The 23,197-nt window shown below is 43.6% G+C and carries 23 protein-coding genes; 15 read left to right on the top strand and 8 right to left on the bottom strand.

From position 1 onward, the window contains the following. The 3 genes from JFC07_RS11150 to JFC07_RS11140 form a co-directional block, all read left to right on the top strand. A partial coding sequence (locus JFC07_RS11150; protein WP_198329058.1) for a zinc ribbon domain-containing protein occupies window positions 1–161 on the top strand: 161 nt, incomplete at its 5' end. Between the two features lie 101 nt (window positions 162–262). Beyond that, window positions 263–1,444 (top strand): dihydroorotase, encoded by a 1,182-nt coding sequence (locus tag JFC07_RS11145; RefSeq protein WP_198329061.1) that lies wholly within the window; start codon window positions 263–265, stop codon window positions 1,442–1,444. Then, complete coding sequence (locus JFC07_RS11140; RefSeq protein ID WP_102076797.1) at window positions 1,437–1,994, top strand: DUF2127 domain-containing protein; 558 nt, start codon at window positions 1,437–1,439, stop codon at window positions 1,992–1,994. The genes JFC07_RS11145 and JFC07_RS11140 overlap by 8 nt, the downstream gene beginning before the upstream one ends. Window positions 1,995–2,111: 117 nt before the next feature. On the opposite strand, the gene JFC07_RS11135 is transcribed toward JFC07_RS11140, so the two are convergent. The 3 genes from JFC07_RS11135 to JFC07_RS11125 form a co-directional block, all read right to left on the bottom strand. Next, window positions 2,112–3,386 carry a cation:proton antiporter gene (locus JFC07_RS11135; protein WP_198329057.1) on the bottom strand — a complete coding sequence of 425 codons (1,275 nt, stop codon included), beginning with the start codon at window positions 3,384–3,386 and terminating at the stop codon, window positions 2,112–2,114. A gap of 144 nt (window positions 3,387–3,530) precedes the next feature. Beyond that, window positions 3,531–5,123: a DUF2254 domain-containing protein gene (locus tag JFC07_RS11130; protein ID WP_198329060.1), complete on the bottom strand. Its 1,593-nt coding sequence runs from the start codon at window positions 5,121–5,123 to the stop codon at window positions 3,531–3,533. A 263-nt stretch (window positions 5,124–5,386) separates the two neighbouring features. After that, on the bottom strand, window positions 5,387–6,940 hold the full coding sequence (locus JFC07_RS11125) for a YihY family inner membrane protein (RefSeq protein WP_198329056.1): 1,554 nt from the start codon (window positions 6,938–6,940) through the stop codon (window positions 5,387–5,389). Between the two features lie 273 nt (window positions 6,941–7,213). Here JFC07_RS11125 and wrbA point away from each other — a divergent pair, with 273 nt between their 5' ends. Next, entirely contained in the window at window positions 7,214–7,831 is a 618-nt protein-coding gene (wrbA, locus tag JFC07_RS11120; RefSeq protein ID WP_191692390.1) for an NAD(P)H:quinone oxidoreductase, read from the top strand. Window positions 7,832–7,885: 54 nt separating this feature from the next. After that, window positions 7,886–8,374 carry a hypothetical protein gene (locus tag JFC07_RS11115; RefSeq protein ID WP_198329055.1) on the top strand — a complete coding sequence of 163 codons (489 nt, stop codon included), beginning with the start codon at window positions 7,886–7,888 and terminating at the stop codon, window positions 8,372–8,374. A gap of 94 nt (window positions 8,375–8,468) precedes the next feature. On the opposite strand, the gene JFC07_RS11110 is transcribed toward JFC07_RS11115, so the two are convergent. Continuing rightward, entirely contained in the window at window positions 8,469–9,239 is a 771-nt protein-coding gene (locus tag JFC07_RS11110) for a DUF3108 domain-containing protein (protein WP_198329054.1), read from the bottom strand. A gap of 600 nt (window positions 9,240–9,839) precedes the next feature. On the opposite strand from JFC07_RS11110, the gene JFC07_RS11105 reads away from it, so the two are divergent. After that, entirely contained in the window at window positions 9,840–10,130 is a 291-nt protein-coding gene (locus tag JFC07_RS11105) for a co-chaperone GroES (RefSeq protein ID WP_144297704.1), read from the top strand. Between the two features lie 127 nt (window positions 10,131–10,257). Next, window positions 10,258–11,907 carry a chaperonin GroEL gene (groL, locus tag JFC07_RS11100; protein WP_191692388.1) on the top strand — a complete coding sequence of 550 codons (1,650 nt, stop codon included), beginning with the start codon at window positions 10,258–10,260 and terminating at the stop codon, window positions 11,905–11,907. A gap of 206 nt (window positions 11,908–12,113) precedes the next feature. On the opposite strand, the gene yaaA is transcribed toward groL, so the two are convergent. Beyond that, window positions 12,114–12,914 carry a peroxide stress protein YaaA gene (yaaA, locus tag JFC07_RS11095; RefSeq protein ID WP_191692387.1) on the bottom strand — a complete coding sequence of 267 codons (801 nt, stop codon included), beginning with the start codon at window positions 12,912–12,914 and terminating at the stop codon, window positions 12,114–12,116. Window positions 12,915–13,415: 501 nt separating this feature from the next. On the opposite strand from yaaA, the gene JFC07_RS11090 reads away from it, so the two are divergent. From JFC07_RS11090 to JFC07_RS11065, 6 genes are all read left to right on the top strand, one after another. Next, on the top strand, window positions 13,416–14,573 hold the full coding sequence (locus tag JFC07_RS11090; RefSeq protein WP_198329053.1) for a Re/Si-specific NAD(P)(+) transhydrogenase subunit alpha: 1,158 nt from the start codon (window positions 13,416–13,418) through the stop codon (window positions 14,571–14,573). A 114-nt stretch (window positions 14,574–14,687) separates the two neighbouring features. After that, on the top strand, window positions 14,688–15,035 hold the full coding sequence (locus JFC07_RS11085) for a proton-translocating transhydrogenase family protein (RefSeq protein ID WP_144297754.1): 348 nt from the start codon (window positions 14,688–14,690) through the stop codon (window positions 15,033–15,035). Beyond that, a complete protein-coding gene (locus tag JFC07_RS11080) occupies window positions 15,032–16,432 on the top strand; it encodes an NAD(P)(+) transhydrogenase (Re/Si-specific) subunit beta (protein ID WP_390625443.1) in 1,401 nt (466 codons plus the stop codon). Before JFC07_RS11085 ends, JFC07_RS11080 begins: the two co-directional genes overlap by 4 nt. A gap of 134 nt (window positions 16,433–16,566) precedes the next feature. After that, the gene (locus JFC07_RS11075; protein WP_191692385.1) at window positions 16,567–17,103 is read left to right on the top strand and encodes an acyl-CoA thioesterase; all 537 of its coding nucleotides are present in this window, start codon (window positions 16,567–16,569) and stop codon (window positions 17,101–17,103) included. A 192-nt stretch (window positions 17,104–17,295) separates the two neighbouring features. Further along, window positions 17,296–17,505 (top strand): Fe-S cluster assembly protein IscX, encoded by a 210-nt coding sequence (iscX, locus tag JFC07_RS11070; protein WP_144297698.1) that lies wholly within the window; start codon window positions 17,296–17,298, stop codon window positions 17,503–17,505. A 66-nt stretch (window positions 17,506–17,571) separates the two neighbouring features. Continuing rightward, on the top strand, window positions 17,572–18,072 hold the full coding sequence (locus JFC07_RS11065; RefSeq protein ID WP_191692384.1) for a GyrI-like domain-containing protein: 501 nt from the start codon (window positions 17,572–17,574) through the stop codon (window positions 18,070–18,072). A gap of 116 nt (window positions 18,073–18,188) precedes the next feature. Here the strand turns inward: JFC07_RS11065 and dapE are convergent, their stop codons facing one another. Genes dapE through JFC07_RS11050 form a run of 3 tightly spaced genes read right to left on the bottom strand, consistent with a single transcriptional unit; the run spans window position 18,189 to window position 20,712 of the window. After that, the gene (gene dapE, locus JFC07_RS11060; RefSeq protein WP_198329052.1) at window positions 18,189–19,388 is read right to left on the bottom strand and encodes a succinyl-diaminopimelate desuccinylase; all 1,200 of its coding nucleotides are present in this window, start codon (window positions 19,386–19,388) and stop codon (window positions 18,189–18,191) included. 52 nt (window positions 19,389–19,440) lie between these two features. Next, window positions 19,441–19,905: a hypothetical protein gene (locus JFC07_RS11055; RefSeq protein ID WP_198329051.1), complete on the bottom strand. Its 465-nt coding sequence runs from the start codon at window positions 19,903–19,905 to the stop codon at window positions 19,441–19,443. 51 nt (window positions 19,906–19,956) lie between these two features. Further along, entirely contained in the window at window positions 19,957–20,712 is a 756-nt protein-coding gene (locus JFC07_RS11050) for a 2OG-Fe(II) oxygenase (protein ID WP_198329050.1), read from the bottom strand. A gap of 140 nt (window positions 20,713–20,852) precedes the next feature. Between JFC07_RS11050 and JFC07_RS11045 the strand changes: the two genes are divergently transcribed. Both JFC07_RS11045 and pssA read left to right on the top strand, forming a co-directional pair. Next, on the top strand, window positions 20,853–21,728 hold the full coding sequence (locus tag JFC07_RS11045) for a 23S rRNA (adenine(2030)-N(6))-methyltransferase RlmJ (RefSeq protein WP_144297694.1): 876 nt from the start codon (window positions 20,853–20,855) through the stop codon (window positions 21,726–21,728). Between the two features lie 10 nt (window positions 21,729–21,738). After that, entirely contained in the window at window positions 21,739–22,680 is a 942-nt protein-coding gene (pssA, locus tag JFC07_RS11040; RefSeq protein WP_144297693.1) for a CDP-diacylglycerol--serine O-phosphatidyltransferase, read from the top strand. Window positions 22,681–23,197 lie beyond the last annotated feature (517 nt).

The raw sequence follows: 23,197 nt of genomic DNA, 5'->3' as shown, positions 1-23,197 counted from the left end.
ACACCACCCAAACTTGTTCGTGTTGTGGCTCACGCCAAAACAGTCCGAAAGGTAGAGCAAACTTAGGAATAAGAGAATGGCTTTGCGAGTGTGGTGTCACTCATGACCGCGATATTAATGCGGCAAAAAACATTCTCGCGGTCGGGCTTGGCCGTCTTTAGTAGGAATCCCCGTTCCTTTAGATCGGGGAGGAAGTCAATTATCCCATTTTATTGATACGGTAATAACGCTCATGGTTCACATTACGAATTCAGATATTCATATGCACGACTTACTTCCAAAAGCATTTAAAGACGGGCTACCAAGCACAGTAACCCATAAACTGGCTTCTCTTGAGTCAGAGCGCGAAATGTGGCTACTGCCTCCCTTGGTTGATTTATGCGCCCGTTTACGCGAACCGGGTCAACAACAACACGGTACGTTAGAGTCAGAAGGGCGTGCGGCCCGTGGCAATGGCTTTTTGCATGTGGTGATTCCACCTGATACCAACCCCATTTTAGAAAATGGCTCGCTATTAAAAGGTTTGCGTGAGCGGGCGCTGAGCGATGGCGGTATTTATTTGCATGTTTTAGGGGCGTTGACCGCAGGCTTAGAAGGCGAGCGACCATCAAATATCGCTGGTCTGAAAAAAGGCAGCTGTATCGCAGTTTCTAATGCGCGTCGACCTTTTCGTAATGACTTAGTGTTACTGCGTACTTTGGAGTATGCGGCGACTTTTGGCATGAAAGTATTCTTTTATCCTGACGAGCCAAGTCTCTCTGGTGATGGCGTGGCACATGAAGGTTATATCGCTTCGTATCATGGTTTGCAAGGCATTCCTTGGATTGCAGAAACGGTTGCTTTATCAACGCAGTTATTGATGGTAGAAGAAACGGGTATTGCCGCACATTTTAGCCAATTATCTTGTAAGTCTTCGATTGAGCTGATGCGCTGGGCGAAAGACAAAGGTCTGCCGGTGACTTGTGATGTGGCGATGCATCAGCTGTATTTAACCGATGATAATTTAAAAGGCTTTAATGCCCAAGCCTATGTGCTACCGCCGCTGCGTAGTAATACCGATCAGCAAGCCATTCGCCGCGGGCTAAAAGACGGCACTATTGATGCGATTTGCAGCCATCATGAGCCGCTAAATAGTACCGCTAAAAAAGCACCCTTTGCTGAGAGTACGCCTGGTATCTCAAACTTTGATACCTTTATGGCGCTGGCATGTCAGTTGGTACGCGATGAAGTATTAACGCTTGATCAACTGGTCGATAAAATCTGTCTGAACCCCGCAAAAATTGCGGGCATTAGTGAGAAGTATGAAAGTATCGGCGGCGCGGTGTTGGTCGATCCCAATCTTGAGTGGCAAGTAACCACAGAAACCATGCTGTCAAATGGGAAAAACACGCCGTTCTTTAATGAGCAGTTGCAGGGTCGTGTGGTGGAGACTTTCTTTGCCTAATTTGCCCAGACAGGATGACAGTCTGCTACCATCCTCGAAGGATAATAACCAAGATTTAACCAGTCAGCCGCATACACCGCGCAGTGGCGCTAGTACCTCTAGCGAATCGATCAAAGCGGTGGCAATCTATGAAGTGGTCAAAGGCGTTGGTGCGCTATTAGGGGCGGGGGCTTTATGGTCCTGGCATAGTGACCTTGAGCATTGGCTAACGACAGCAACCGCTTCTTGGCAGCAAGTCTTTGGGCAACTGCTAGCACCGCAAGTTGATAGTGCGGTACGCATAGCGCAGCAGGCAAGCAAAAATTGGCCAGTATTTTTATTGCTCATTTTTGCTTATGCCAGTTTGCGCTTTCTTGAAGCTTATGGTTTGTGGCAAGATAAAACTTGGGCATATTGGTTTGGGGTGTTAGGCTACGGGATATTTATTCCTATTGAGATTTATTATTTGTTTGCTAGCCCATTTGACTGGTTTAAGCTTGCCATCTTAATATCAAATATTATTATTGTTATCGTGGTTTATCGCAATATGAAGCGCAAAGGTTTGATATAACTAGGCTGTGATACAAACCAATAAACGGGTTTAAGAGACCTAAAAAAGCCAGTATAAGTTATCCTCTTATACTGGCATTTCTTTGATTAAAACGGCTAAATGAAAACTATGTAAAGCTTATATTTCTGCGACTTTCTCGTCGGTACGAATGCGTTTGGCGACTTTACCAACGCTCAAACCTTGTACCAAAATAGAGAATATCACCACCGCATAAGTCAGCGCCAATAAAATATCGCGCTCGCCGCCTGCTGGCAGCTGCAACACCAAAGCAACCGAAATGCCACCGCGCAATCCGCCCCATGTCAGCACTTTCCACGCGCCTTTTGGCAAATCAAGCTGACGATGAAAGGTTTTGGTGGTCATGCCGACGACGATAAAGCGTGCAACTAGGGCAATAACAATGGTCAAACCAGCAGCGATAAATAAATTGCCCGAATAAGCAATCATCACCACCTCTAAACCAATCAAGACAAATAAAATCGCGTTAAGAATTTCATCAATTAATTCCCAAAACAAATCAATATAATGGCGCGTTTTATCACTCATCGCTAGCGCGCGTCCACGATTACCTACCATTAAGCCCATCATCACCATCGCAAGTGGCCCTGATAAATGCCAATGGCTGGCGAGTGCATAGCCGCCTATGACGCCCGCCAGCGTTAATAACACCTCTTCTTGGTAGCTGTCGATGCTTTTAAGCATGTAGTACAAAACTGCGCCGAGCACTAAACCAAAGACTATACCGCCACCAGCTTCAACGGCTAAGGTATGGGCAACATAATTGGCCGTTGGGATATCGCCACTGGATAAAATACCGAGCAGCAGCACGAAAATAACCACGCCGATACCATCATTAAATAGTGATTCACCAGCGATGACCGTTTCAATACTTTTTGGTGCGCCAGCTGAGGCCAAAATACCCATCACGGCGATTGGGTCGGTCGGCGATATCAAAGCGCCAAATAATAAACACCACAAAAACGGCAGGCCAAAACCAAATAGCGGCAGCATAAAATAAAGGGCAGCGGCAATGAGTAACGCCGATACGATGGTGCCAATAAAAGCAAGGATACCAATGGGCAGTTTATAACGTTTTAAATCGCCAATATTGACGTGTAGCGCGCCCGCAAAGAGCAACATAGACAGCATGCCGTCCAATAAGACTTCGGTAAAATCAAGCTGTTCTAATAAGCTCACTTCGTAATCAATGAGCTGATCAAAACCTAAAAAGCCCAAAAATATCGCGCCGATAGATAATAAAATGGAGATTACCATCACGCCGATAGTCGTTGGTAAGCCGATAAAGCGATGATTGACATAAGTTAATAAGGCAGTAATCGATAAAAAAATAGCGCTGATTTCTAGTACGCTCAAGCTGCTGGTAGGAGCCATAAAAAGGGTCTCAAGTAATGATAAAAATTCGCCCCGATTTTAGGACTTAGGAGGATTAACGGGGTTTTATTTTAGTTATTTTTGTGCTGGCTTACCAGTTATGAGTGGCAAACTTATTTTTAGTTATAAAGATCATTTTAAACGCTATCTTGATTGTGTTTGTAGAGCTTGATGAATATGAGCATCGAACTTAGCGACATAAGCAAAATATTGGTGTTGGTCATTGTCGCTGAGAATAAACTGCTTGGCTTGCGCACACATGGCGCTTAAGTCATCGACCAAGGCCTGATAGCTAAGATTGTCTTGTCCCGCACGTTCAATCAACGTCAGCTCATGTAAGAGCGTTTGCTGCTGAGCATTATTAACTTTGGCATAATTAAGGTCTACCATTGCCTGACAAAGCGCCTTTAACACCATTAAGTCTGCGGTCGCGTAACGCCGTATCTCGCCAAGCGAGGTATCGATAAAGTCGGATATTTTAGGGGTATGAGTCACGACGGCTAATATGGCGTCGCGTGGTTTATGGCTTACTTTTTCAATAATGCTATTATCAGATGTTGTTTTATCTGGCATCGACTTGTCTGGATTTTTTATATAAAAATGATAGGGGCTTGGCGGCTGACGACGCATCATGATGCTAAGGCAGCTGGTCAAAGACTGTACGCAATTGACCGCAGTTTTGGGATCGTTAATTCCTGGAGAAAGGGCGCGTACCGCAATTTCGGTCATTTGTCCTAAACTATAAGCGATATCGTTAGAATGGCTTAGGCGCTGCTCAATACGGATACAACCAGCAAAGCGCTGCCAAAACAAGCTATCTGGGGGGCGCGGCACAATAGCAAGTTTTGGTGTGTTGGTCTGCTGTCGATTGTCTGGATGGTTAGCTGGGCGCTGATAAAAATAGCCGATAATATTTCTATCAGTGACAAAATCACCAAGATTGGCTTTGATTTGCACCACGCCTGCATAATCTTGGCTCAGAGTTACCAGTGATTTAAGATAGATTTGCTGCAAATACCCCGAGCTTGGCGCATAAATCGGCGTTGCAGACCAAGTGTGAAATTGTTCGATATCCTGATGCACAACGTTACGTTGATGATTGATATCACAGCGGTCTTTATACCAGTAGTGAATATTTTTAATCGCCTCATTACTGGCGCCTTCGATCACATGCGATGCCTGAATCGCATGCACCATATGCTGCACAAAATACACCAATAATAACGCGCAAATAATTGCCATGATAATGCCAAAGGTCACCGCCAATTGCGGTACACCAAAGGCAACATCGTATTTATGAATCGCTTTTAACACCAATAAACTATAGCTAAAGGTGCCAATAAACGCGCCTAAAACAAACTGATTGGGCGTATCGGTCAAAAAATTACGCAGCAATCTGGGGCCAAATTGCGAAGACGCCATTGATAACACGGCAATGGTAATCGAAAAAGTAGTCCCCGCGACACCAAGTACGGCACCAGCAATGGTGGTCATGATAGCGCGAGCGGCCTCATCATCGCCGGTAAAAGCAAAACTTAGCTCTCTAACCGTCTCGCGGTCAAAATGTTCATCAATGGTGACCAATATGGGCGCGAGGAGAATGCCCGCTAACACACAAGCGCTAGGAATAAACCAATAAGAACCAATCAGCTGCTGCCACAGATTTTTTAGGCGATCGGGTAAATCTAATAGCGTCTGTAGCGACCACAGCTGGGCAAATTGCTTTAACCTGTGCATAAGGGTGAGCAATAGCGACTTAAGCCAGCCATTTTTAGGGTGTTTGTCCAATAGAATGCGCTCCAAAAATGACCTAAAAATTAAACAAGTTTTATTGAAAAAAGCCGTGCTATTGCCTCACTAGATGACGAGGCTTAAAAGGAATTACCTTACCATATAAATAGGATCGTTTAAAAATTTAGTAAAAAAAGCCCCTATGATAGGAGCTTATTTATATGTTGTAACGAAGATAAAAAATGATAGTTAGCTTACTTAACATAAGCTTACTTTATTATAGGCTTATCCGCTTCCGTAATAATATCGTCTCTTTTTCCTACTCTAGGTTCAGAGCTAGAGACTTTATTATCGCCAATATCTTTAGGAATAAGAATTTCATTGTTATTCTCATCGCATTCTACGTCGCTGTCTTTATCATAAGCGATAGGATCAAAGTCCGGCGTGACGTTATCTCTATCTTTGTCTTTTTTAGATAGGTGGTTAGGGGTTGCCTCGCTAGATTTTCTAAAGAGTTTAGAGCGAGTGTTTTTAGTTGAATTTGCTGTATTTTCCTCAGATTTTTTACGGGGTTCGCTATGAGCGAAAATCATATTCAATGGTAAAGCCAATTGCTGTTTGGCATAAGCTTCTGTATTTTCAAAGCGATCAACCAATAAGCTCAGCCAAGGTTTTTGGTCCTCAATGCTCATCTCATCAAGCTCATCTTTGATAGGCAAAGGGTAAGGCAGAGTACGATAAAAATCCCACAAGGTCATTTTGCTCAAATCTTTTTTCAGCACATAATCTTCTTCTTCGGTCATGGTGATAAGATTACTGTCTTGCAGATAGTTAATGTAGGTATACCATTTTGGCAGCTCTTTACGTCCTAAGACATTACGCAGCGCTTGCTCGCTCACCGCTTCGCCTTTTAAATGATGGGTATAAACGAGATTTAACATATCGAGCAAACTTAGGAGCGGGTGGCGCGGATAAACCTCTTCGGTCTCAAAAATGGTCAAGGTATAACTAATCTCAACGCCGAGCAAAATCAAATTCCACGACAGATAGATCCATAATAAAAAGATTGGCAGCGCGGCAAACGCCCCATAAATGGCCTCATAGCTGGTAAAATTCGCCATGACCGTACCAAAAAGGTTCTTCATTAACTCAAAAATAATCGCCACAAAGACACCAGCAATCGCCGCATTTTTTGCCGGGACACGCGCTTTAGGTATAAACCAGTACATACTAATAAAGCCCGCTACCGTGACCGCAATAGAAACGATTTGAATCCAAAACGACCAGTCGATACCGTAGCCGGCGATTTGTCGATTTAAGAAACTTAAGCTTTGCACCGTACTTGAGACGATAAATGCCGTGCCTAAAATCAGCGGTCCTAATGTCACAATCGTCCAGTAGCGCAGAATACTTTTCATGCCACCAGAGCGGTTTTCTACTCGCCAGATTTGGTTAAAGGCGCGCTCAATGGTCGTCAGGGTCATGATGGTAGTAAAAAACAATACCATCGAACCGATGATGGTCAGATTAGATGACTTTTCAGCGAAGTTATTGATATATTTGCTGACTTGCAAACTCGATTGCGGCAACAAGTTGCTATATATCACTTCATAAATCTGCGCTCTGACCGACGCAAGCGCTGGCACTGACGACAAAATCATCAATAGTACTGTTAAGATAGGCACAATCGATAATAGCGTCGTATACGTTAGCGAGGCGGCTTTTTGTTGGCAGTTGTCTTCAAAAAAGTGCCGCGTCAAAAAACGGAGAAACTGAAACCAACGTTGGTGTAAAAAAGGGATTTTTTTTAGTAAATTTTCCATGACAACCATTTAACGGCAATAAGAGTGCGAATAGTGTAACAAAAGTAAGCGTGCAGAATCTGCCACTGAATTGTGTCAAAATGCACTAAGTCAGCGTTGGTTTAAATGCTTGTCTACAGCATCTACAAAACGTCATTGCTAAATGGGCTTTGTTTGCTGTCAATGCATGACTCGGGCATAATATGCACATCTATTATTCATGCGGGTCATTTATAGTGTGGTTGACGCGCTTTTAACCATTCATTTTCACGACTTTTTAAGGATGTTTTGCTAATGAGTCAGACCGCCCCTTATGTTTTGGTGCTTTATTATTCAAATTATGGTACGACGAAGACATTAGCATATGCCATTGCTCAGGGTGTTGAAGACGCTGGCATGACGGCGCGTATTCGTACGGTGCCGACTGTCGCGCCTGAAACCACCGCAACTAAGCCTGCCATTCCTGATGAAGGCGACCTTTATTGCACCATGGATGATTTAAAAGATTGTAGCGGGCTTGCGCTTGGTAGTCCGACGCACTTTGGTAATATGGCCGCACCGATGAAGTATTTTTGGGACAATACCGTCACCCTATGGCTGGCAGGCAATCTGCAAAACAAGCCAGCTGCAGTATTTACGGCTACCGGTTCGATGCACGGCGGACAAGAAACGACCTTGCTGACGATGATGATGCCGCTATTGCATCATGGCATGATGATTGTGGGCGTCCCTTATGCTGAGCCTGCGTTAAATAGAACGCAGCGTGGCGGCTCGCCTTATGGCGCAAGTCATGTCAGCGGCGCGTTACATGACCAACCAGTATCGGCAGATGAGCGCGAGCTGGCGATTGCCCAAGGTCGGCGTTTGGCAATTACCGCGTCTGCCTTAGCGCAAGCCAATTGGCAGCGTTAATTAACCCTTATATATTGCCGCTTGCTGTTATCAATTAGGAAATACATATCTCTCATGGTCACTAACCAATCCAAGCAGGACAGTAATATCGACACGCCCGCAGCAAAAACGCCTGAGATAGTTAATGCGCAAAAGCCGATAGCGCCTATACGTCAGCGTTTGATGGTGACGTGGTTGGTTTGGCTAGCGTTTAGATTATTGGCATTGCCGATTTTAATCAGCGTCTTTAATCCTAGTCGTCCCGATATCGTTGGCGGTATCACTTGGCAAGCGTTATGGTTGCTACCGGCGCTGGTCTTAACGCCATCGATATTACGCGGGCGTTCGCCTTATGCGCTATTGATAGACAGTATGTTTACCTTGGTTTATCTTGGCGCGAGTGGGGTGGTGCTATTTACCCGTGTTTATGGCAGTAGTTGGGCTGAGATAATGGTCTATCTATTTGATTTTGTGTTGTTACTTACCATCAACGTCTGGTTATTTATCTTGTTAAAACGTCTACCGTCAATGAACAATGTCGTTAAACAGCCACGTTCTCGCTAAAATTCACATAGAAAGTTTTATACGGATAAAAAAAAGCGGCGCTTCATTTAGAGCGCCGCTTTTTTACGTTAACCATTTATACAAAGATAAGGGCTTAATTGACTTTGGTTAATTCTAAATCCATCTTTTTACCATCGTTAATTTGACTGACTTTAACTGGCAGATAATCTAAGCTTGGCGCCAACCAAAAACTGGTCGAGCGGCTATTGTCATCGTGCACGCGGTCGACACGCACGGTATCAAACGTACCTGCTGGTACGGTGATTTTAGTATTACCCGATTTCTTAAATGGCGTTTTTTCAATTTTGTCTTTTTTCGCCATGTAATAGTTGCCAGAGAATTTACCATTTAATAAATCTTGGCGAATTTGCACTTCAAGGCTCAAATCATCAAAGGCTTGCTGCGCCATATTCATCGTCGTCGACTTGCCGCGATAGTTACTTACTACCTTTTTACTGCTTGGATTAAAGTCCAATTTGTGCGTACGACCAACGCCCAATAGTTTATAAGTGGTGCTGGCTTGGGTCGGCACCACATTATTACCGTTAATGCTAAAGGTACTATTTTGCGCGGCAGTGGCGACCCCAGCAACGCGAGCATTGACATTGTATTTCCAGGTATTACCAGATTTATTCAACGTACGAGTGGCTGTGCCTTTGTATTTATCTTCAATGGTAAAGCTATAGTTCGCGCTTGAGGGCTCAACGCTCTTGGCGCTGGCAAGGGTAGGTGCGGTCATACTTAAAGCTCCAATCGCAGCAATGCTTGCCCCAGTGGTTAAGGCGGTTAAAATTTTAGAAGGGCTGCGTTTCGGGTTATTAGAATGGATTGATAGGGATTGTTTATTTTGTGATAAAAAACTCATGGATATTCCTTAATTTGGTTTCAAGCTGTGTTATCAGCTTTTACTTATAAATATTGTCTTTTGTTTGACTGTTGGCTTTGATTTATAGGGTTTATTATGGGCTCACCCTTATATATTGTCATACTCTGTTACATTTTCAAGGGTAGGGGCACAGTGAAGCGTTAGGCTATTGTAGTCGATGTTGCTGGTTTAGCTAAAGCGAGCTTACGCCGTAACTTGCTGTAAGCTTGGTAAGAAATGAGGAAGTTAATGAGCTGATACTGCTAAAAGCTTCATTTATAATCGCTCATTTTCTCCTTATTATTTGATGGAAGGCTTGTTGTTTTAAAGCAATGCTCAAGCCTTTAATAGCGTGCAATTTAATCAATGGACTATTTATCACTCTCACTACTGCTTGCATAGGTAAGGATGTGCAAAATTCTTGTAAATTTTTGGGCTTTACACTTGAAGCAAACTTGCCTTGCCCCCACTTTCTGATACAAGCTCAAAGCTTATCTAAAGAATGCTGTTTTTAAGCAGACATTCTGCTAGATCTTGGTATTGAGATCATTCATTCAAATAAACCTTTATATTAACTAACCAAATTTTGGAGTCGTATCGATGAATATTCGTCCTTTACATGACCGTATTGTCGTCCGCCGTATCGAAGAAGAAACAAAAACGGCTGGTGGTATCTTGCTTCCTGGTTCAGCTCAAGAAAAACCGTCTCAAGGTGAAGTGCTAGCAACCGGTAACGGTCAGATTCGTGACAACGGTGAAACTCGCGCGTTAGATGTAAAAGTTGGCGATAAAGTCTTGTTCGGTCAATATGCGGGTCAAACGGTAAAAGTTGACGGCGAAGAGCTATTGATTATGAAAGAAGCAGACGTATTGGGTGTACTAGAAGGCTAATTGCCAATAAGGAAATTTTGGCTAACATTTTTTGGCCAACAACAGTTATACCCAAGAACATTTATAAAAAAATATCATTGAAACCTTTCATTGCATTCTCATACTTATAATAGTGGAGTAATTTAACATGGCAAAAGACGTAAAATTCGGCATTGATGCCCGTAAACAAATGATGGACGGTGTAAACGTTCTAGCAAATGCGGTAAAAGTCACGCTTGGTCCGAAAGGTCGTAACGTGGTTATCGATAAATCATTTGGCGCACCTACCATCACTAAAGATGGTGTATCGGTTGCCAAAGAAATCGAGCTTGAAAACAAATTTGAAAACATGGGCGCACAACTGGTGCGTGAAGTTGCTAGCCGTACCAACGATGTTGCTGGTGATGGTACAACGACTGCGACTGTATTGGCACAATCAATCTTGGTTGAGGGCATGAAATCAGTTGCTGCGGGCATGAACCCAATGGATCTAAAACGCGGTATCGATAAAGCGGTACGTGCCGCGGTTGAGCAAATCCATGAATTATCAACCCCAGCTGATGATTCAAAAGCGATTGCCCAAGTGGGTTCTATCTCTGCCAACTCAGATACCAAAATTGGTGAGCTGATTGCCCAAGCGATGGAAAAAGTTGGTAAGCAAGGCGTCATCACCGTTGAAGAAGGTTCAAGCTTTGAAGATACCTTGGAAGTGGTTGAAGGTATGCAGTTTGACCGTGGTTATATCAGCCCGTACTTTGCCAATAAGCAAGACAGCTTAACCGCTGAATTCGAAAATCCTTACATCTTGCTTGTTGATAAAAAAATTAGCAATATCCGCGAAATTGTGCCATTACTTGAGCAAGTCATGCAGCAAAGCAAACCGTTGCTAATCATTGCTGAAGACGTAGAAAACGAAGCATTGGCAACACTAGTTGTAAACAACATGCGCGGCGGCTTAAAAACTTGTGCGGTTAAAGCACCAGGGTTTGGCGATCGCCGTAAAGCTATGCTAGAAGATATCGCAACGCTAACTGGCGGTACGGTGATTTCTGAAGAGATTGGTCTGAGCTTAGAGACTGCTACTTTAGAGCAATTAGGTACGGCGAAAAAAGTCACTGTCGGTAAAGAAAACACTGTGATTGTTGATGGCGCGGGTAACACCGCTGACATCGAAAACCGCGTTGAATCTATCAAACGTCAAGTTGAAGAATCAACGTCTGACTACGATAAAGAGAAGCTACAAGAGCGTATGGCAAAACTTGCTGGCGGCGTTGCCGTTATCAAAGTAGGCGCGGCAACTGAAACTGAAATGAAAGAGAAGAAAGACCGCGTTGATGATGCGCTACATGCGACTCGTGCAGCGGTTGAAGAAGGCGTTGTCCCTGGCGGCGGCGTTGCCCTCGTTCGTGCGATGAATGCCTTGTCTGAACTACGTGGCGATAACGACGACCAAAATGCGGGTATTAGAATCCTACGCCGTGCGATGGAAGCACCTTTACGTCAAATCGTGACCAACTCAGGCGAAGAAGCGTCAGTGGTGGTTAATGAAGTCAAGAGCGGTAGCGGTAACTACGGTTACAACGCAGCTTCTGGCGAATACGGCGATATGCTAGAGATGGGTATCCTTGATCCAGCAAAAGTATCACGTTCAGCACTAGAAAATGCGGCTTCTGTTGCAGGCCTCATGCTTACAACTGAAGTCATGATTACTGACTTACCGCAAGGTGATGATGCTATGGCTGGCATGGGCGCTGCCGGTGGAATGGGCGGTATGGGTGGCATGGGCGGTATGATGTAATTTTACTTCTGCTACAAAGCGATTTTTCTTTGTTAGCCGCGCTCAATGTACGATAAGTACTATTTTCGCGCGTCTTCCTCGACAAATCGCTTTTCGCTAGAAGTATGACTTTGTCATAACCTACTTGTTAAACCTAGTTCAAACAAAACCCCGATAGGCTAAGCTTATCGGGGTTTTTTTATGCATATTAGTTGTTTGTTTGAAGACTACTGACTTGCTTCATCCCGACGAAATGTCCACGTTTTATCGTCAGACAGCTCATCAACATAATAATAGCCTGCCAAATCAAACTGCTTTAGCTGCTCTGCGTTGGTCAGCTTATTGTCTGCTGCATATTTCACCATCAATCCGCGTGCTTTTTTGGCATAAAAGCTAATCACTTTATATTGGCCATTTTTCTCGTCTTCAAATCTTGGCGTGATGATTTGCGCATTCAGTGCTTTCTTTTTTATTACCTTAAAGTATTCATTAGAAGCAAGATTAATTAAAACTTTGTCCTCACTATCTGCCATACGTGCATTGATTGTTTTAGTCACTTCTTCGCCCCAAAACTCGTAAAGATTATCCCCGCGATCATTTTTTAGCTTGGTGCCCATCTCTAGGCGATACGGCTGTATTAAATCTAACGGTTTAAGCACGCCATAAAGACCTGACAAAATACCCAAATGTTCATTAACGTAAATAGCAGTATCTTTGTCCATATGATACATATCAAGCCCAGTATAGACATCGCCGTCAAATAAATACCCCGCTGGTTTGGCGTTGTCACCCGTAAAAGGAGTATTTGCACTCCAAGCCCAGTCTTGATTACGTCTGGCATTAAGCTGCGCCAAATCGTCAGAGATACTCATCAGCTCTTGTAAATCAATTGGCTCTTTGGCTTTTAGGTCTTTCATGAGCCCCTGCGCATGCTCAATCAGCTCGGGCTGACTATAGTAATTGCCGAGATTGACTGGCAAAGCATCTTTCTCATTAAGTGATTTGGCAGGGGAGAGTAAAAAATACATGGTTATTCCTTATTTATAGTAGGTCAATGGGTGTTCTATTGAGCGGTCAAGTTTTCTTATTATACGTTAGGCAGTATTTTATCTTGACTTAGTCATAGCAGTTTTGTATTTTTAAGCGTCATCGTAGACATATGTCAAACCTTAAGCCAATTTTTATATTTGTCGTGAGCTAATAGCTTACAGGCTTTGCGCGCTTTTGGAAAAAATAAAAGTTTTTAATATAACAATAAAAGTTATGATGATGGTGTAAATGCCTAACTTTTTATTTTACTTGTGGGTCATCATTAGGCAATGAAAGTTTGCAGATGTTATCTCTATAATAAAAAGGCATGATGGCAAAGGAGCTATCATTTATTAAATTGATAATCTTTGGTCTTAAGTTCTTAACCAACCGCGACCAAAGATTTTTTTGTCCCCTGTGCTTTTTAAAGATGCGTTGCGGGTGTTAAAAGATAGTCATTAAACGTGAGTATAGTCATTTGACGTAAGTAAGGAGACGGTATGAAGATCGGTGTTATTAGTGCAGATAGCGCGAGTGAAAAACGGGTAGCGCTAACCCCAGACGCGGTAAAAAAATTACGTAAACTAGGGTTTGAAGTCGTCATTCAGTCAGGTGCAGGTCAAGCGGCGTATTACGCTGATGAGTTGTATCAGGCAGCGGGTGCTGATATTGCCAACAGTAGTACCGAGGTCGTCAACCAAGCGCAAATTATTACTACCGTCAATGATTTGCCAGCAGCGGTGACTGAGCATTTAACAGCCGGTCAAGTGGTCATTGGTATGCTTGACCCATATCGCAATAGCCAGCTAGATACTTATGCGGCCAAAGGTGCAACCGTCTTTGCCATGGAATTATTGCCACGTACTTTGTCACGTGCGCAAAATATGGACGTCTTATCGTCACAAGCCAACCTTGCCGGTTATAAAGCGGTCTTGCTTGCTGCTAATGAATACTCGCGTCCATTTCCGATGTTTATGACCTCAGCGGGTACGGTGAAACCTGCCAAAGTGGTCATCTTAGGTGTCGGGGTTGCAGGTTTGCAGGCGATTGCGACGGCGAAGCGTTTAGGTGCTGTCGTTGAAGCCAGTGATTTGCGCCCTGCTGCCAAAGAACAGGTGGAATCGCTTGGTGGTAAATGGCTTGACGTGCCAATGAGCGAAGACGAAGCGCAAAAAGCCAAAGCCACGGGCGGTTATGCATGGACGCCCTCTGAGCAATATATCAAAGATCAGGCTGCTGTCGTAGACAAAGCCTTGAGCAACGCAGATATCGTCATTACCACCGCGCAGATTCCTGGACGTAACGCGCCGCGCTTGGTGCACGGGGCAACGCTTGCCAAAATGAAAGCTGGTTCAGTACTGATTGATATGGCCGCTGGTACAGGTGGCAACGTCGAAGGCAGTGTACCTGATGAAACCATTACCACGGCAAACGGTGTGCGTATCGTCGGTGCAGCCAATATTCCATCACAACTGGCGGCGCAGTCTTCAGATTTATATGCCAATAACCTTGTTAATTTTATCACTACTTTAATGGCTCCTGCAGCTAAAGACGACGCTTCAGCGAAAACACTGGCACTGAATTTAGACATGAATGATGAGATTCAAGGGGCGTTAGCGGTGACGCATGACAACCAAGTACGTCTTGCTAAACGCTAAGCCTTAAACATCCAGTCTCGAATTTCACTACCTTACATTTGCCAGATACGAACAAATTTTTAGGAGGATTAGATGATTGCCACTATTTTAGCGGCAGCGCCAGCGGGTGCGGCCATGAGTAGCACACCGTTTGTAGCGATTTTCACGGTATTCGTGCTCGCTATTTTCGTCGGATATTACGTCGTTTGGGGCGTCACGCCAGCACTGCACACGCCATTGATGGCGGTAACAAATGCCTTATCAAGTATCGTTATCGTCGGCGCGATGCTACAAACCGTCACCATTGACGGCGCGATGTTTACCCCAACCAGCTTGCTCGGTGCTTTTGCCGTATTTTTAGCCAGTATCAATATCTTTGGTGGTTTTGCGGTGACTGAGCGTATGCTGGCAATGTTTAAACCAAAAGCAAAAAAAGCGCCAGCGCTTGAAACTGCGACGACTGAAAGCGGAGGCGATGCATGAGCGATTTAACAAATATGATTGCAGCAAATGCGGATTGGTTTTACTTAATCGGTGCTATCCTTTTTGTCTTAACGTTGCGTGGTCTTTCTAGTCCAAAAACCGCCATTCGTGGCAACCGCTTTGGTATGGTAGCGATGGCAATTGCAGTTGCAACGACCTTTTTCTTAGCCGAAGGCCCTGTGCTGTGGTTAATCATCGGTGCCATGGTATTGGGTGCAGTCGTCGGCATGTGGAAAGCAAAAACGGTTGCTATGACCCAGATGCCAGAAACCGTTGCTTTGATGCATTCATTCGTAGGCTTGGCAGCAGTGGCGATTGCCTTAGCGACCGTACTGCATACTGAGCAACAGCATGGCGCAGTCGCCCGTACTGAACTGTTTATCGGTTGCTTTATTGGTGCAATTACCTTCTCAGCGTCTGTTTTCGCCTTTGGTAAATTGGCTGCAAAAAGTTGGGCAAAAACCCTAGTAGGCGGCTGGGTAAAACCGGTACAAGCGATTCTATTTATTGCTATGATTGGTTTTGGTATCGTCTACTTTATGACCGATTCATTGCCAGCTTTCTATGCGATGGCAGTATTAGCCGTAATATTTGGTTGGATGTGGATTGCGCCAATCGGTGGCGGTGATATGCCTGTGGTTGTGTCGCTATTGAACTCATTTTCAGGTTGGGCAGCAGCGGGTATCGGTTTTACCCTTGGCAACTCGATGCTGATTATCGCAGGTTCGCTCGTTGGTTCGTCAGGCGCGATTTTATCTTACATCATGTGTAAAGCCATGAACCGCTCTCTACTAAACGTTTTGTTTGGTGGTATGGGTACGGCAGCTGCCGCTACAGGCGCAGATGATGGCGCACCTAAAAACTACAAAGCAGGTTCGGCAGAAGACGCAGGTTTCCTCATGTCTAATGCCAGCAGTGTGGTGATTGTACCGGGCTACGGTATGGCGCAGGGCCGTGCACAAAACGCGGTCAAAGAATTGTATGAGCTATTAAAAGAGGAAGGCGTCAATGTGCGCTTTGCGATTCATCCAGTCGCTGGTCGTATGCCAGGCCATATGAACGTGCTATTGGCGGAAGCTGACGTGCCTTATGATGACATTCTTGAGATGGATGAGATTAACTCCGACTTTGCCAGTACCGATGTGGTCTTAGTCATTGGTGCTAACGACGTCGTCAATCCATCGGCAAAAGATGATCCATCATCCCCAATCTTTGGTATGCCAATCTTAGAAGTCAGCAAAGCACAGACGGTCATGGTTATTAAACGTTCAATGAGCACGGGCTATGCAGGTCTTGATAACAGCTTGTTCTACATGGACAAAACCATGATGATCTTTGGTGATGCTAAGAAAATGGTTGAAGAGATGGTACGTAGTATCAATGGCGGCGGTCATTAATTGCTAATCATCTACTAATAATATTTTTACGAAAAAGTCACTGAGGTGGCTTTTTTTGCGTTAAGGTAGGCAGCATTTATCAAAGCTATATTTACTCATAATTCATACAGAATAACCGTGCAGAGATTTCCTTTATGAACATGTTGATACGTTTTTTTATTATGGTCAGCTTATTAAAGCAGCAGCTTAAACAGCAAACGGCTAATGAACACCTAAGTGTCGAGACATTAACCAAACCAATTGTGCGCCACTATCGCGTATTGCCACACGACATGGGTTTTCGCGACCATCTGCCCAATTATCGCTACTTGTCTTTTATCGAGTTAAACATCACTAAATGGCTGATGGCCTGCTGTCATCAAAAGGGGATTAAAAATCTCGGCTGGATTATTGCCATGCAAGAAATGGTCTATCTCAAAGAAATTAAATTCCTGAATAAAATGACGGTAAATAGTACGCTTGTCGGTTGGGATAAAAAATACGTCTATTTTGAAACGCGCTTTTTGGTAAAAAATCAGCTCATGGGTGTTGGTATGACTAAGTTTGTCTTAAACGATAAAAAAGGCAAATGCGCACCAGAGATATTGGATATGACAGGTGAGCAGACAAATGAAGTCATTGTTTCTTGGAATCAGCATCAAGTAGCGATTAAATCTGCAGAAACAAAATAAAAAGATAAAGCAAAAAGTTAAAGCAACAAAGGCGGTATAACGAACTTGTCTATAATCAGTTGGCGAATTTTGATAGGATAGGGGTTAGTAAGTGAGCAAGTAAAGCGTTAGACAAACATTATACAAACAACTGGTCAAACTAATCTCTAGTTTGATGAAAGCTATAAAATAAATAACAGTTAAGGAGCTACCATGAGCCCGCAAAAACTAAAATGGACAGACAGCTTAGATATCGCTATTGAGCTTTATGAAAAATTCCCTGAGACCGATCCGCAGTATATTCGCTTTACTGATTTACACCGCTGGGTGACGGAGCTAGAAGGTTTTGATGATGACCCGCAAAAATCAAATGAGGGTATCCTAGAAGCCATTCAAATGAATTGGATTGATGAAGCGGATTAAGGCAGTTATGCTCATTTAATCGCACATCAAATAAAAATCACACAGCACAACAGGGCAGGCAGCATCATGACGTCACAAATTAAAGAGCTACCCGAAGCGATAGCTTGTAAGGGTATCAGCGTACGTACCACCAATCACGCTGAAATCAGCCACGAAACGGCAAAATTAGGCCGCTTATGGCAAAAGTTTTATCAAAACTATATGGGTGATTTGCCTGAAGATCAGGATATTTATGGTATCTACCACAATTATGAAAGTGCTGATTTAGTAGGGGCGTTTGATGTTGTCGCTGGTTGGGAAGTGGGCAATGAGCAGGCGCAGCCGGATAATGCGGCGGTCGCCAATACGAGCAATCTTGTAACGATAGCCATTCCCGCAGGGAAATACTTAGTCTTTTCAGAAACAGGTAATATGCCTAATACCGTCATGAATGCGTGGGAGAAGGCTTGGGAGTACTTCAACGACCCAAGCTGTGAGTATACTCGTAGTTATAATGTCGATTTTGAGCACTATATTGATGGTAATTTAGAGTATGGGCAAGTGGATGTTTATATAGGGATTGAGTGAAGCTAGTAAGTAGCTTAATTGACTTGTGTTGTTCAAGTCCTTATCGATAAAAGATCATAATAAAAAAGCGCCAAATACGAAGCAGATGGCGCTTTTTTTGTTTCTATAGATTATGTCTAATCAAGCAGCAGATTCTCCAAAATCCCTTCATATATCTGCGCCAATTTGCCCAAATCATCTACTTCTACCTTTTCATCCACCTGATGAATCGTCGCATTACGTACGCCAAGCTCAACCACTTGCGCACCGGTTGGCGCGATAAAGCGTCCGTCTGAAGTACCGCCAGAAGTAGATAACGTAGTATCAACATCAGTCACAGATTTAATCGCTTGCTGGCAGGCCGATACGAGTTTGCCTTCAGGGGTTAGAAATGGCTGACCGGATAATTTCCATTGGATATCATAACTGGCTTTGCTATTCTCAAAATATTTATCAAAAATAGCATGAGTTCTCGCTTTTAATTCTTCATCCGTCGTTTCTGTGGAAAAGCGGAAGTTAAAAATAACGGTTAGCGTTTCAGGAATGACATTGGTTGCGCCTGTACCGCTATTTATATTGGAGATTTGCAAAGAAGTCGCAGGGAAATACTCGTTGCCGTTATCCCAAGTGGCATTGGTTAATTCTGCTAATGCCGCCATTGCCGCATGAATCGGATTGCAAGCCAGATGCGGATAGGCAACATGACCTTGTTTGCCAGTGACGGTCAGCTCGGCGCCCAATGAGCCGCGGCGACCGTTTTTAATGATATCGCCAAGCGTGTCGGTACTTGAGGGTTCGCCAACGAGGCAATAGGTGATTTTCTCATTGCGCGCTTCAAGCGTTTCAATGACTTTCACCGTCCCATTGATGGACGGGCCTTCTTCATCTGCGGTGATTAAAAAAGCAATAGAGCCATTGTGCTGAGGATGATTAGCGACAAAACGCTCGGCGGCAACGGTAAAAGCAGCAATGCCGGTTTTCATATCAGCGGCACCGCGTGCCCATAAATAACCATCGGCAATGGTTGGCGTAAATGGCGGATAAGTCCAATTGTTCTCTTCGCCCGTAGGCACGACGTCGGTATGACCCGCAAAACAAATCACTGGGTCAATGGTGCCACGGCGTGCCCAAAGGTTTTTGACTTCCGCATGTTCGCCGCTTTGGTTTCTTTCACCAAAATACATAAACTCGCAATCAAACCCAGCCTGCGTCAGGCGCTCTGACAATATGTCTTGGCAGCCATCATCATCGGGGGTGACAGAAGGACGTTCAAGTAGGGCGATGCTTAAATCTAAGGTTTGTTGTTGATGGGTTTTACTATTATTTTCTGAACTCATGACAGTCCTAGATATGTTGTTTTGATGTTTATAATTTGAGGTCTGAAAAAATTTAGTTTTTATCCAAGTCAATTTTTTCATAATCGCCGTAATATATTGCTAGATACTCTGTAATGCACTTTTCGGCTGGGCTATTACTATAATTTTTAACTTTTTCACTGTTGTAAGCATGCACATAGCCAGCTGCAGAAATCACATTACCCATTTTATAACTCGTTCCTAATAATCTTAAAGTCTTATGATGATTATTAAAAGTTGCATGTCCTTCGGGAAATACAGGTGTCATCCATCTGCTTCCATCAAATGCAAGTAAACACCCATCCTCATATTTGAATTCAGTAGTAATAACAGTCGGATTAATTATTAGAGGTTCTTCAGGCGTGGATTTTGGCAAATAATAGGTAAAAAATAACTCATTGTTTTTTTGAGTAGCGGCTTGATGATTAAGCGTCTCGCAGCTCACGATCAGAGGGAGTATAACAAGTAAGAGCAAGCTTCTATATAAGGTTTTATGCATTGTCATTATCCTTAATTAACAAGGCTTATTTAAAGTAATAGCTGATTAGTTTTAAATATTATCCTCAACAAAAGGCACCAAACCATCACGGCGCATCCACGTCGCGATAGAATAACGCTGCCGATGGGCGATTTGCACTTGGTGTTGCAAGTCACTATCAAATATGACCAGTCGATTGGCAACAGGCATGACATTATGGTGGACGCCATGTTTGTCGACGACTTCTAAAGCGCCACCGTCACTATCACGCCAATCATCATTGAGATAAAACACCGCCGAGATAACGCGCTCATCACGTCCAGCCGGATTATCGCTATGCCATTGATAGCCAAAACCTACCGGATAACAAGCGTAATGTGCCTCACTATGGCGAATACCAGCAAACAAGCTTTGATTGAATAAAGCAGCAAGCGCATTGATACTTTGTAAATAATAGTAGCCTGCAAAGAAGTTTTCGGTAATCCAGCGAATGCGATCACCGCGAATATTGCTAACCCGAATGCCAGCCGTCAGCTCGGCGTCACGATAGTCAATAAAACCGCTCTCAGATTGCAGGGCTAATAGTGCTTTATTTTCAAACACATCGTCAATAATCATCCAGCCATCGTCTACAAACGTATCTAGCTGTTTATCGGTTAGCTTATTTTGCCAATCGACATCAAAGTCCGAAAATTGTAATTCATGCTGAGTGAGTAGCGTTTGACTTTCGTCATCGCTAGGTGGGTATAGTAGTGGCGGGTTATCCGCTCCAATTGGATGATCGACGACTAATTGCGTCACTTCAAGATTGCTAATAATCTGCGTCATTTTGCCTCGTCGTTATCGATAAACATGCCAATGACTGTCAATACACAGCCAATCCATGCCTTTTTACCAAAACCATCGTTATCTTTTACCCTGTCTATGCTACCATAGATGTAATTTTTCTTATTTAAACTTTTGATCTTATGAATTATAAACACGCCTATCATGCTGGTAACTTTGCCGATGTCGTTAAACACATTTTATTGGTACAACTGCTGAATCAATTGGGGCAAAAGAACAAACCTTTTTATGTGCTGGATGCTTACGGCGGTCGTGGACTGTATTCGCTCGGCAGTGAAGAGGCGCGCAAAACAGGTGAAGCCAAAGGCGGTATCCAAGCTTTGTTAAAAGCCGACATCGAAAAAGCACCGGCGGCCGTCAAAGACTATATGGAAAGCATTAAGCAAGCGCGTTTCACGTATGATAAAAAAGTCTATCCTGGTTCACCTTGGTGGATTGCCCATCATGTTGAAAAAAATCCTGATGCCGGCGTGCGCGGCGAAGCGTTTGAAGCCAAAGCCAGTGAATACGATGCACTAAATTATCAGCTCCATAAATTGCCGATTGGTATTCATCATCGCAATTCTTTTGAAGGTATCGCTGCGGTGATTCCGCCAAAAGAGAAGCGCGGTTTGATTTTTCTTGATCCGCCTTACGAGCAAGAGCATAAAGACTTCACCCGCCTGATTGACCTATTGGTACATTCTTATAATAAGTGGCCACAAGGTACTTACGCGTTATGGTATCCAATTAAAAACATGGAAGCGGTTGAGCTGTTTTACAAAAAGCTAAAACGGACTGAGATGAGACGTCAATTGGTCTGCGAGCTCAATATCTATCCTAACGACATCGCTGTTGGTCTAAATGGTACAGGGTTACTCGTTATCAATCCGCCTTGGCAATTTGACAATCACGCACGTGAGATTTTGCGTTTCTTACAGCCGGTGTTAAAAGTTGCGGATGCCCCAGACATGTCTCCTGATAGTGCCACTAATGTGCGCTGGCTGGTCGGCGAATAAGGATATCGTTATGACGACGAATCAATCATCAAGTAGTATGGGCAAAGATAGCCTTGCAAAGGACAGTCTGGTAACCGACAAGGTTATGAATGACGGTTTGGTAAAAGAGCCGCTCTTACAGGATAGTGCTGCCACTCAGCCGCCTTTTGTCGATGAGCATGAGTTCAATATTCGCCTAGCGGATAATGACAATTATGATGGTTTGACCTTTGAGGTGATTGAAGCAGAAGTCGCCGAAGGTAAGCGCGTGGTCAGTCGCGGTGTGTATTTAGCGCCCAATCTGATTACCACTTTATCTCTGCTGTCGGGTTTTTATTCTATTTTAGCCAGTACTCAAGGCGAATTTTATAAAGCCTCCTTGGCGATTTTTTTATCCGCCATTCTTGATGGCGCTGATGGGCGTGTTGCGCGTATGCTTAATGCCCAAAGCCCTTTTGGCGAGCAATATGATTCACTCGCTGATATGTTGGCTTTTGGCGTTGCGCCTGCAATCCTGATTTATAGCTTTGCTTTAGAGCCGTTAGGTCGTATCGGTCTTGGCTGTGCCTTCGTCTTTACTGCTTGCGCCGCTTTCCGTCTTGCGCGTTTTAATGTGCAAGTTGGTATAGTCGATAAAAAGTACTTCGTCGGTTTGGCAAGTCCGCTTGCTGCTATCTTGGTTACCGCCGCTGTCATGGTTGCGGTCGATCATAATGAATGGGTCGGACAATACGATACTGCCATCATGTTCTTATTTGCGGCATGGGTGGTTATCTGCGGCTTATTGATGGTCAGTAATGTTAAATACTATAGCTTTAAAGAGTTCGATAAAAAGAAAGTGCCATTTGTTGTGCTTATCATTGGCGTATTGGTCATGAGTATCATCTTATATGATATCCCAGTAGGCATTTTAGCCATCGGTATCATCTATGCATTATCAGGTATCGTAACCACCTTAAAGAGTAAAATGTAAGACTAAAGCCAAAATCTCAGATTTAATTCCTAAGCAATCAAGGGGTTAGAAGATATATCAATTTAAATTTTCAAACCCCCTTGACCCCCTACTAAAAGCGCGTATAATGCCACCCAGTCGAAAGGGAAAGCGGATTGGAGAAGTGGTTTACCACTTATTATTAATAGCGAAGCTATTAACTAATCATCCAACCTACTAAATTACTTTTAAAATAAAATAATTTACTTCTTGACTAATTAAAATAAGCGTCTATAATACGCACCTCATTAGGGAGAACTGGAATAACTTATATGTGAATTACATATAACCAACCTGGCTAACCCATTGAAACAAATTATAAAAAAGCTTGACAAACCAAATCATCATGATATGATAGTCGGCTCGCTAGATAGGATAAGTTCTTAACTTAGACTGACTAGCAAAGAGAAATACCCTATATAATCAACTACTGGACGACAGTAGCTTGACACTATTTAAAAGCATAACTAAAGAACAACTTGTGTGGATTTTTGCTGAT

This window comes from Psychrobacter faecalis (assembly GCF_016107575.1).
GTDB lineage: Bacteria > Pseudomonadota > Gammaproteobacteria > Pseudomonadales > Moraxellaceae > Psychrobacter > Psychrobacter faecalis.
Note: the sequence above shows the minus strand (reverse complement) of the source record. Positions and strands in the feature narration are given on the sequence as shown.

What these genes read in the sequence shown, in the direction of transcription:
- JFC07_RS11145 (WP_198329061.1), top strand. Translation starts at nt 263, where the DNA reads ATGCACGACTTACTTCCAAAAGCATTTAAAGACGGGCTACCAAGCACA.
- JFC07_RS11135 (WP_198329057.1), bottom strand. Translation starts at nt 3,386, where the DNA reads ATGGCTCCTACCAGCAGCTTGAGCGTACTAGAAATCAGCGCTATTTTT.
- JFC07_RS11130 (WP_198329060.1), bottom strand. Translation starts at nt 5,123, where the DNA reads ATGCACAGGTTAAAGCAATTTGCCCAGCTGTGGTCGCTACAGACGCTA.
- JFC07_RS11125 (WP_198329056.1), bottom strand. Translation starts at nt 6,940, where the DNA reads ATGGAAAATTTACTAAAAAAAATCCCTTTTTTACACCAACGTTGGTTT.
- wrbA (WP_191692390.1), top strand. Translation starts at nt 7,214, where the DNA reads ATGAGTCAGACCGCCCCTTATGTTTTGGTGCTTTATTATTCAAATTAT.
- JFC07_RS11115 (WP_198329055.1), top strand. Translation starts at nt 7,886, where the DNA reads ATGGTCACTAACCAATCCAAGCAGGACAGTAATATCGACACGCCCGCA.
- JFC07_RS11110 (WP_198329054.1), bottom strand. Translation starts at nt 9,239, where the DNA reads ATGAGTTTTTTATCACAAAATAAACAATCCCTATCAATCCATTCTAAT.
- JFC07_RS11105 (WP_144297704.1), top strand. Translation starts at nt 9,840, where the DNA reads ATGAATATTCGTCCTTTACATGACCGTATTGTCGTCCGCCGTATCGAA.
- groL (WP_191692388.1), top strand. Translation starts at nt 10,258, where the DNA reads ATGGCAAAAGACGTAAAATTCGGCATTGATGCCCGTAAACAAATGATG.
- yaaA (WP_191692387.1), bottom strand. Translation starts at nt 12,914, where the DNA reads ATGTATTTTTTACTCTCCCCTGCCAAATCACTTAATGAGAAAGATGCT.
- JFC07_RS11090 (WP_198329053.1), top strand. Translation starts at nt 13,416, where the DNA reads ATGAAGATCGGTGTTATTAGTGCAGATAGCGCGAGTGAAAAACGGGTA.
- JFC07_RS11085 (WP_144297754.1), top strand. Translation starts at nt 14,688, where the DNA reads ATGAGTAGCACACCGTTTGTAGCGATTTTCACGGTATTCGTGCTCGCT.
- JFC07_RS11080 (WP_390625443.1), top strand. Translation starts at nt 15,032, where the DNA reads ATGAGCGATTTAACAAATATGATTGCAGCAAATGCGGATTGGTTTTAC.
- JFC07_RS11075 (WP_191692385.1), top strand. Translation starts at nt 16,567, where the DNA reads ATGAACATGTTGATACGTTTTTTTATTATGGTCAGCTTATTAAAGCAG.
- iscX (WP_144297698.1), top strand. Translation starts at nt 17,296, where the DNA reads ATGAGCCCGCAAAAACTAAAATGGACAGACAGCTTAGATATCGCTATT.
- JFC07_RS11065 (WP_191692384.1), top strand. Translation starts at nt 17,572, where the DNA reads ATGACGTCACAAATTAAAGAGCTACCCGAAGCGATAGCTTGTAAGGGT.
- dapE (WP_198329052.1), bottom strand. Translation starts at nt 19,388, where the DNA reads ATGAGTTCAGAAAATAATAGTAAAACCCATCAACAACAAACCTTAGAT.
- JFC07_RS11055 (WP_198329051.1), bottom strand. Translation starts at nt 19,905, where the DNA reads ATGCATAAAACCTTATATAGAAGCTTGCTCTTACTTGTTATACTCCCT.
- JFC07_RS11050 (WP_198329050.1), bottom strand. Translation starts at nt 20,712, where the DNA reads ATGACGCAGATTATTAGCAATCTTGAAGTGACGCAATTAGTCGTCGAT.
- JFC07_RS11045 (WP_144297694.1), top strand. Translation starts at nt 20,853, where the DNA reads ATGAATTATAAACACGCCTATCATGCTGGTAACTTTGCCGATGTCGTT.
- pssA (WP_144297693.1), top strand. Translation starts at nt 21,739, where the DNA reads ATGACGACGAATCAATCATCAAGTAGTATGGGCAAAGATAGCCTTGCA.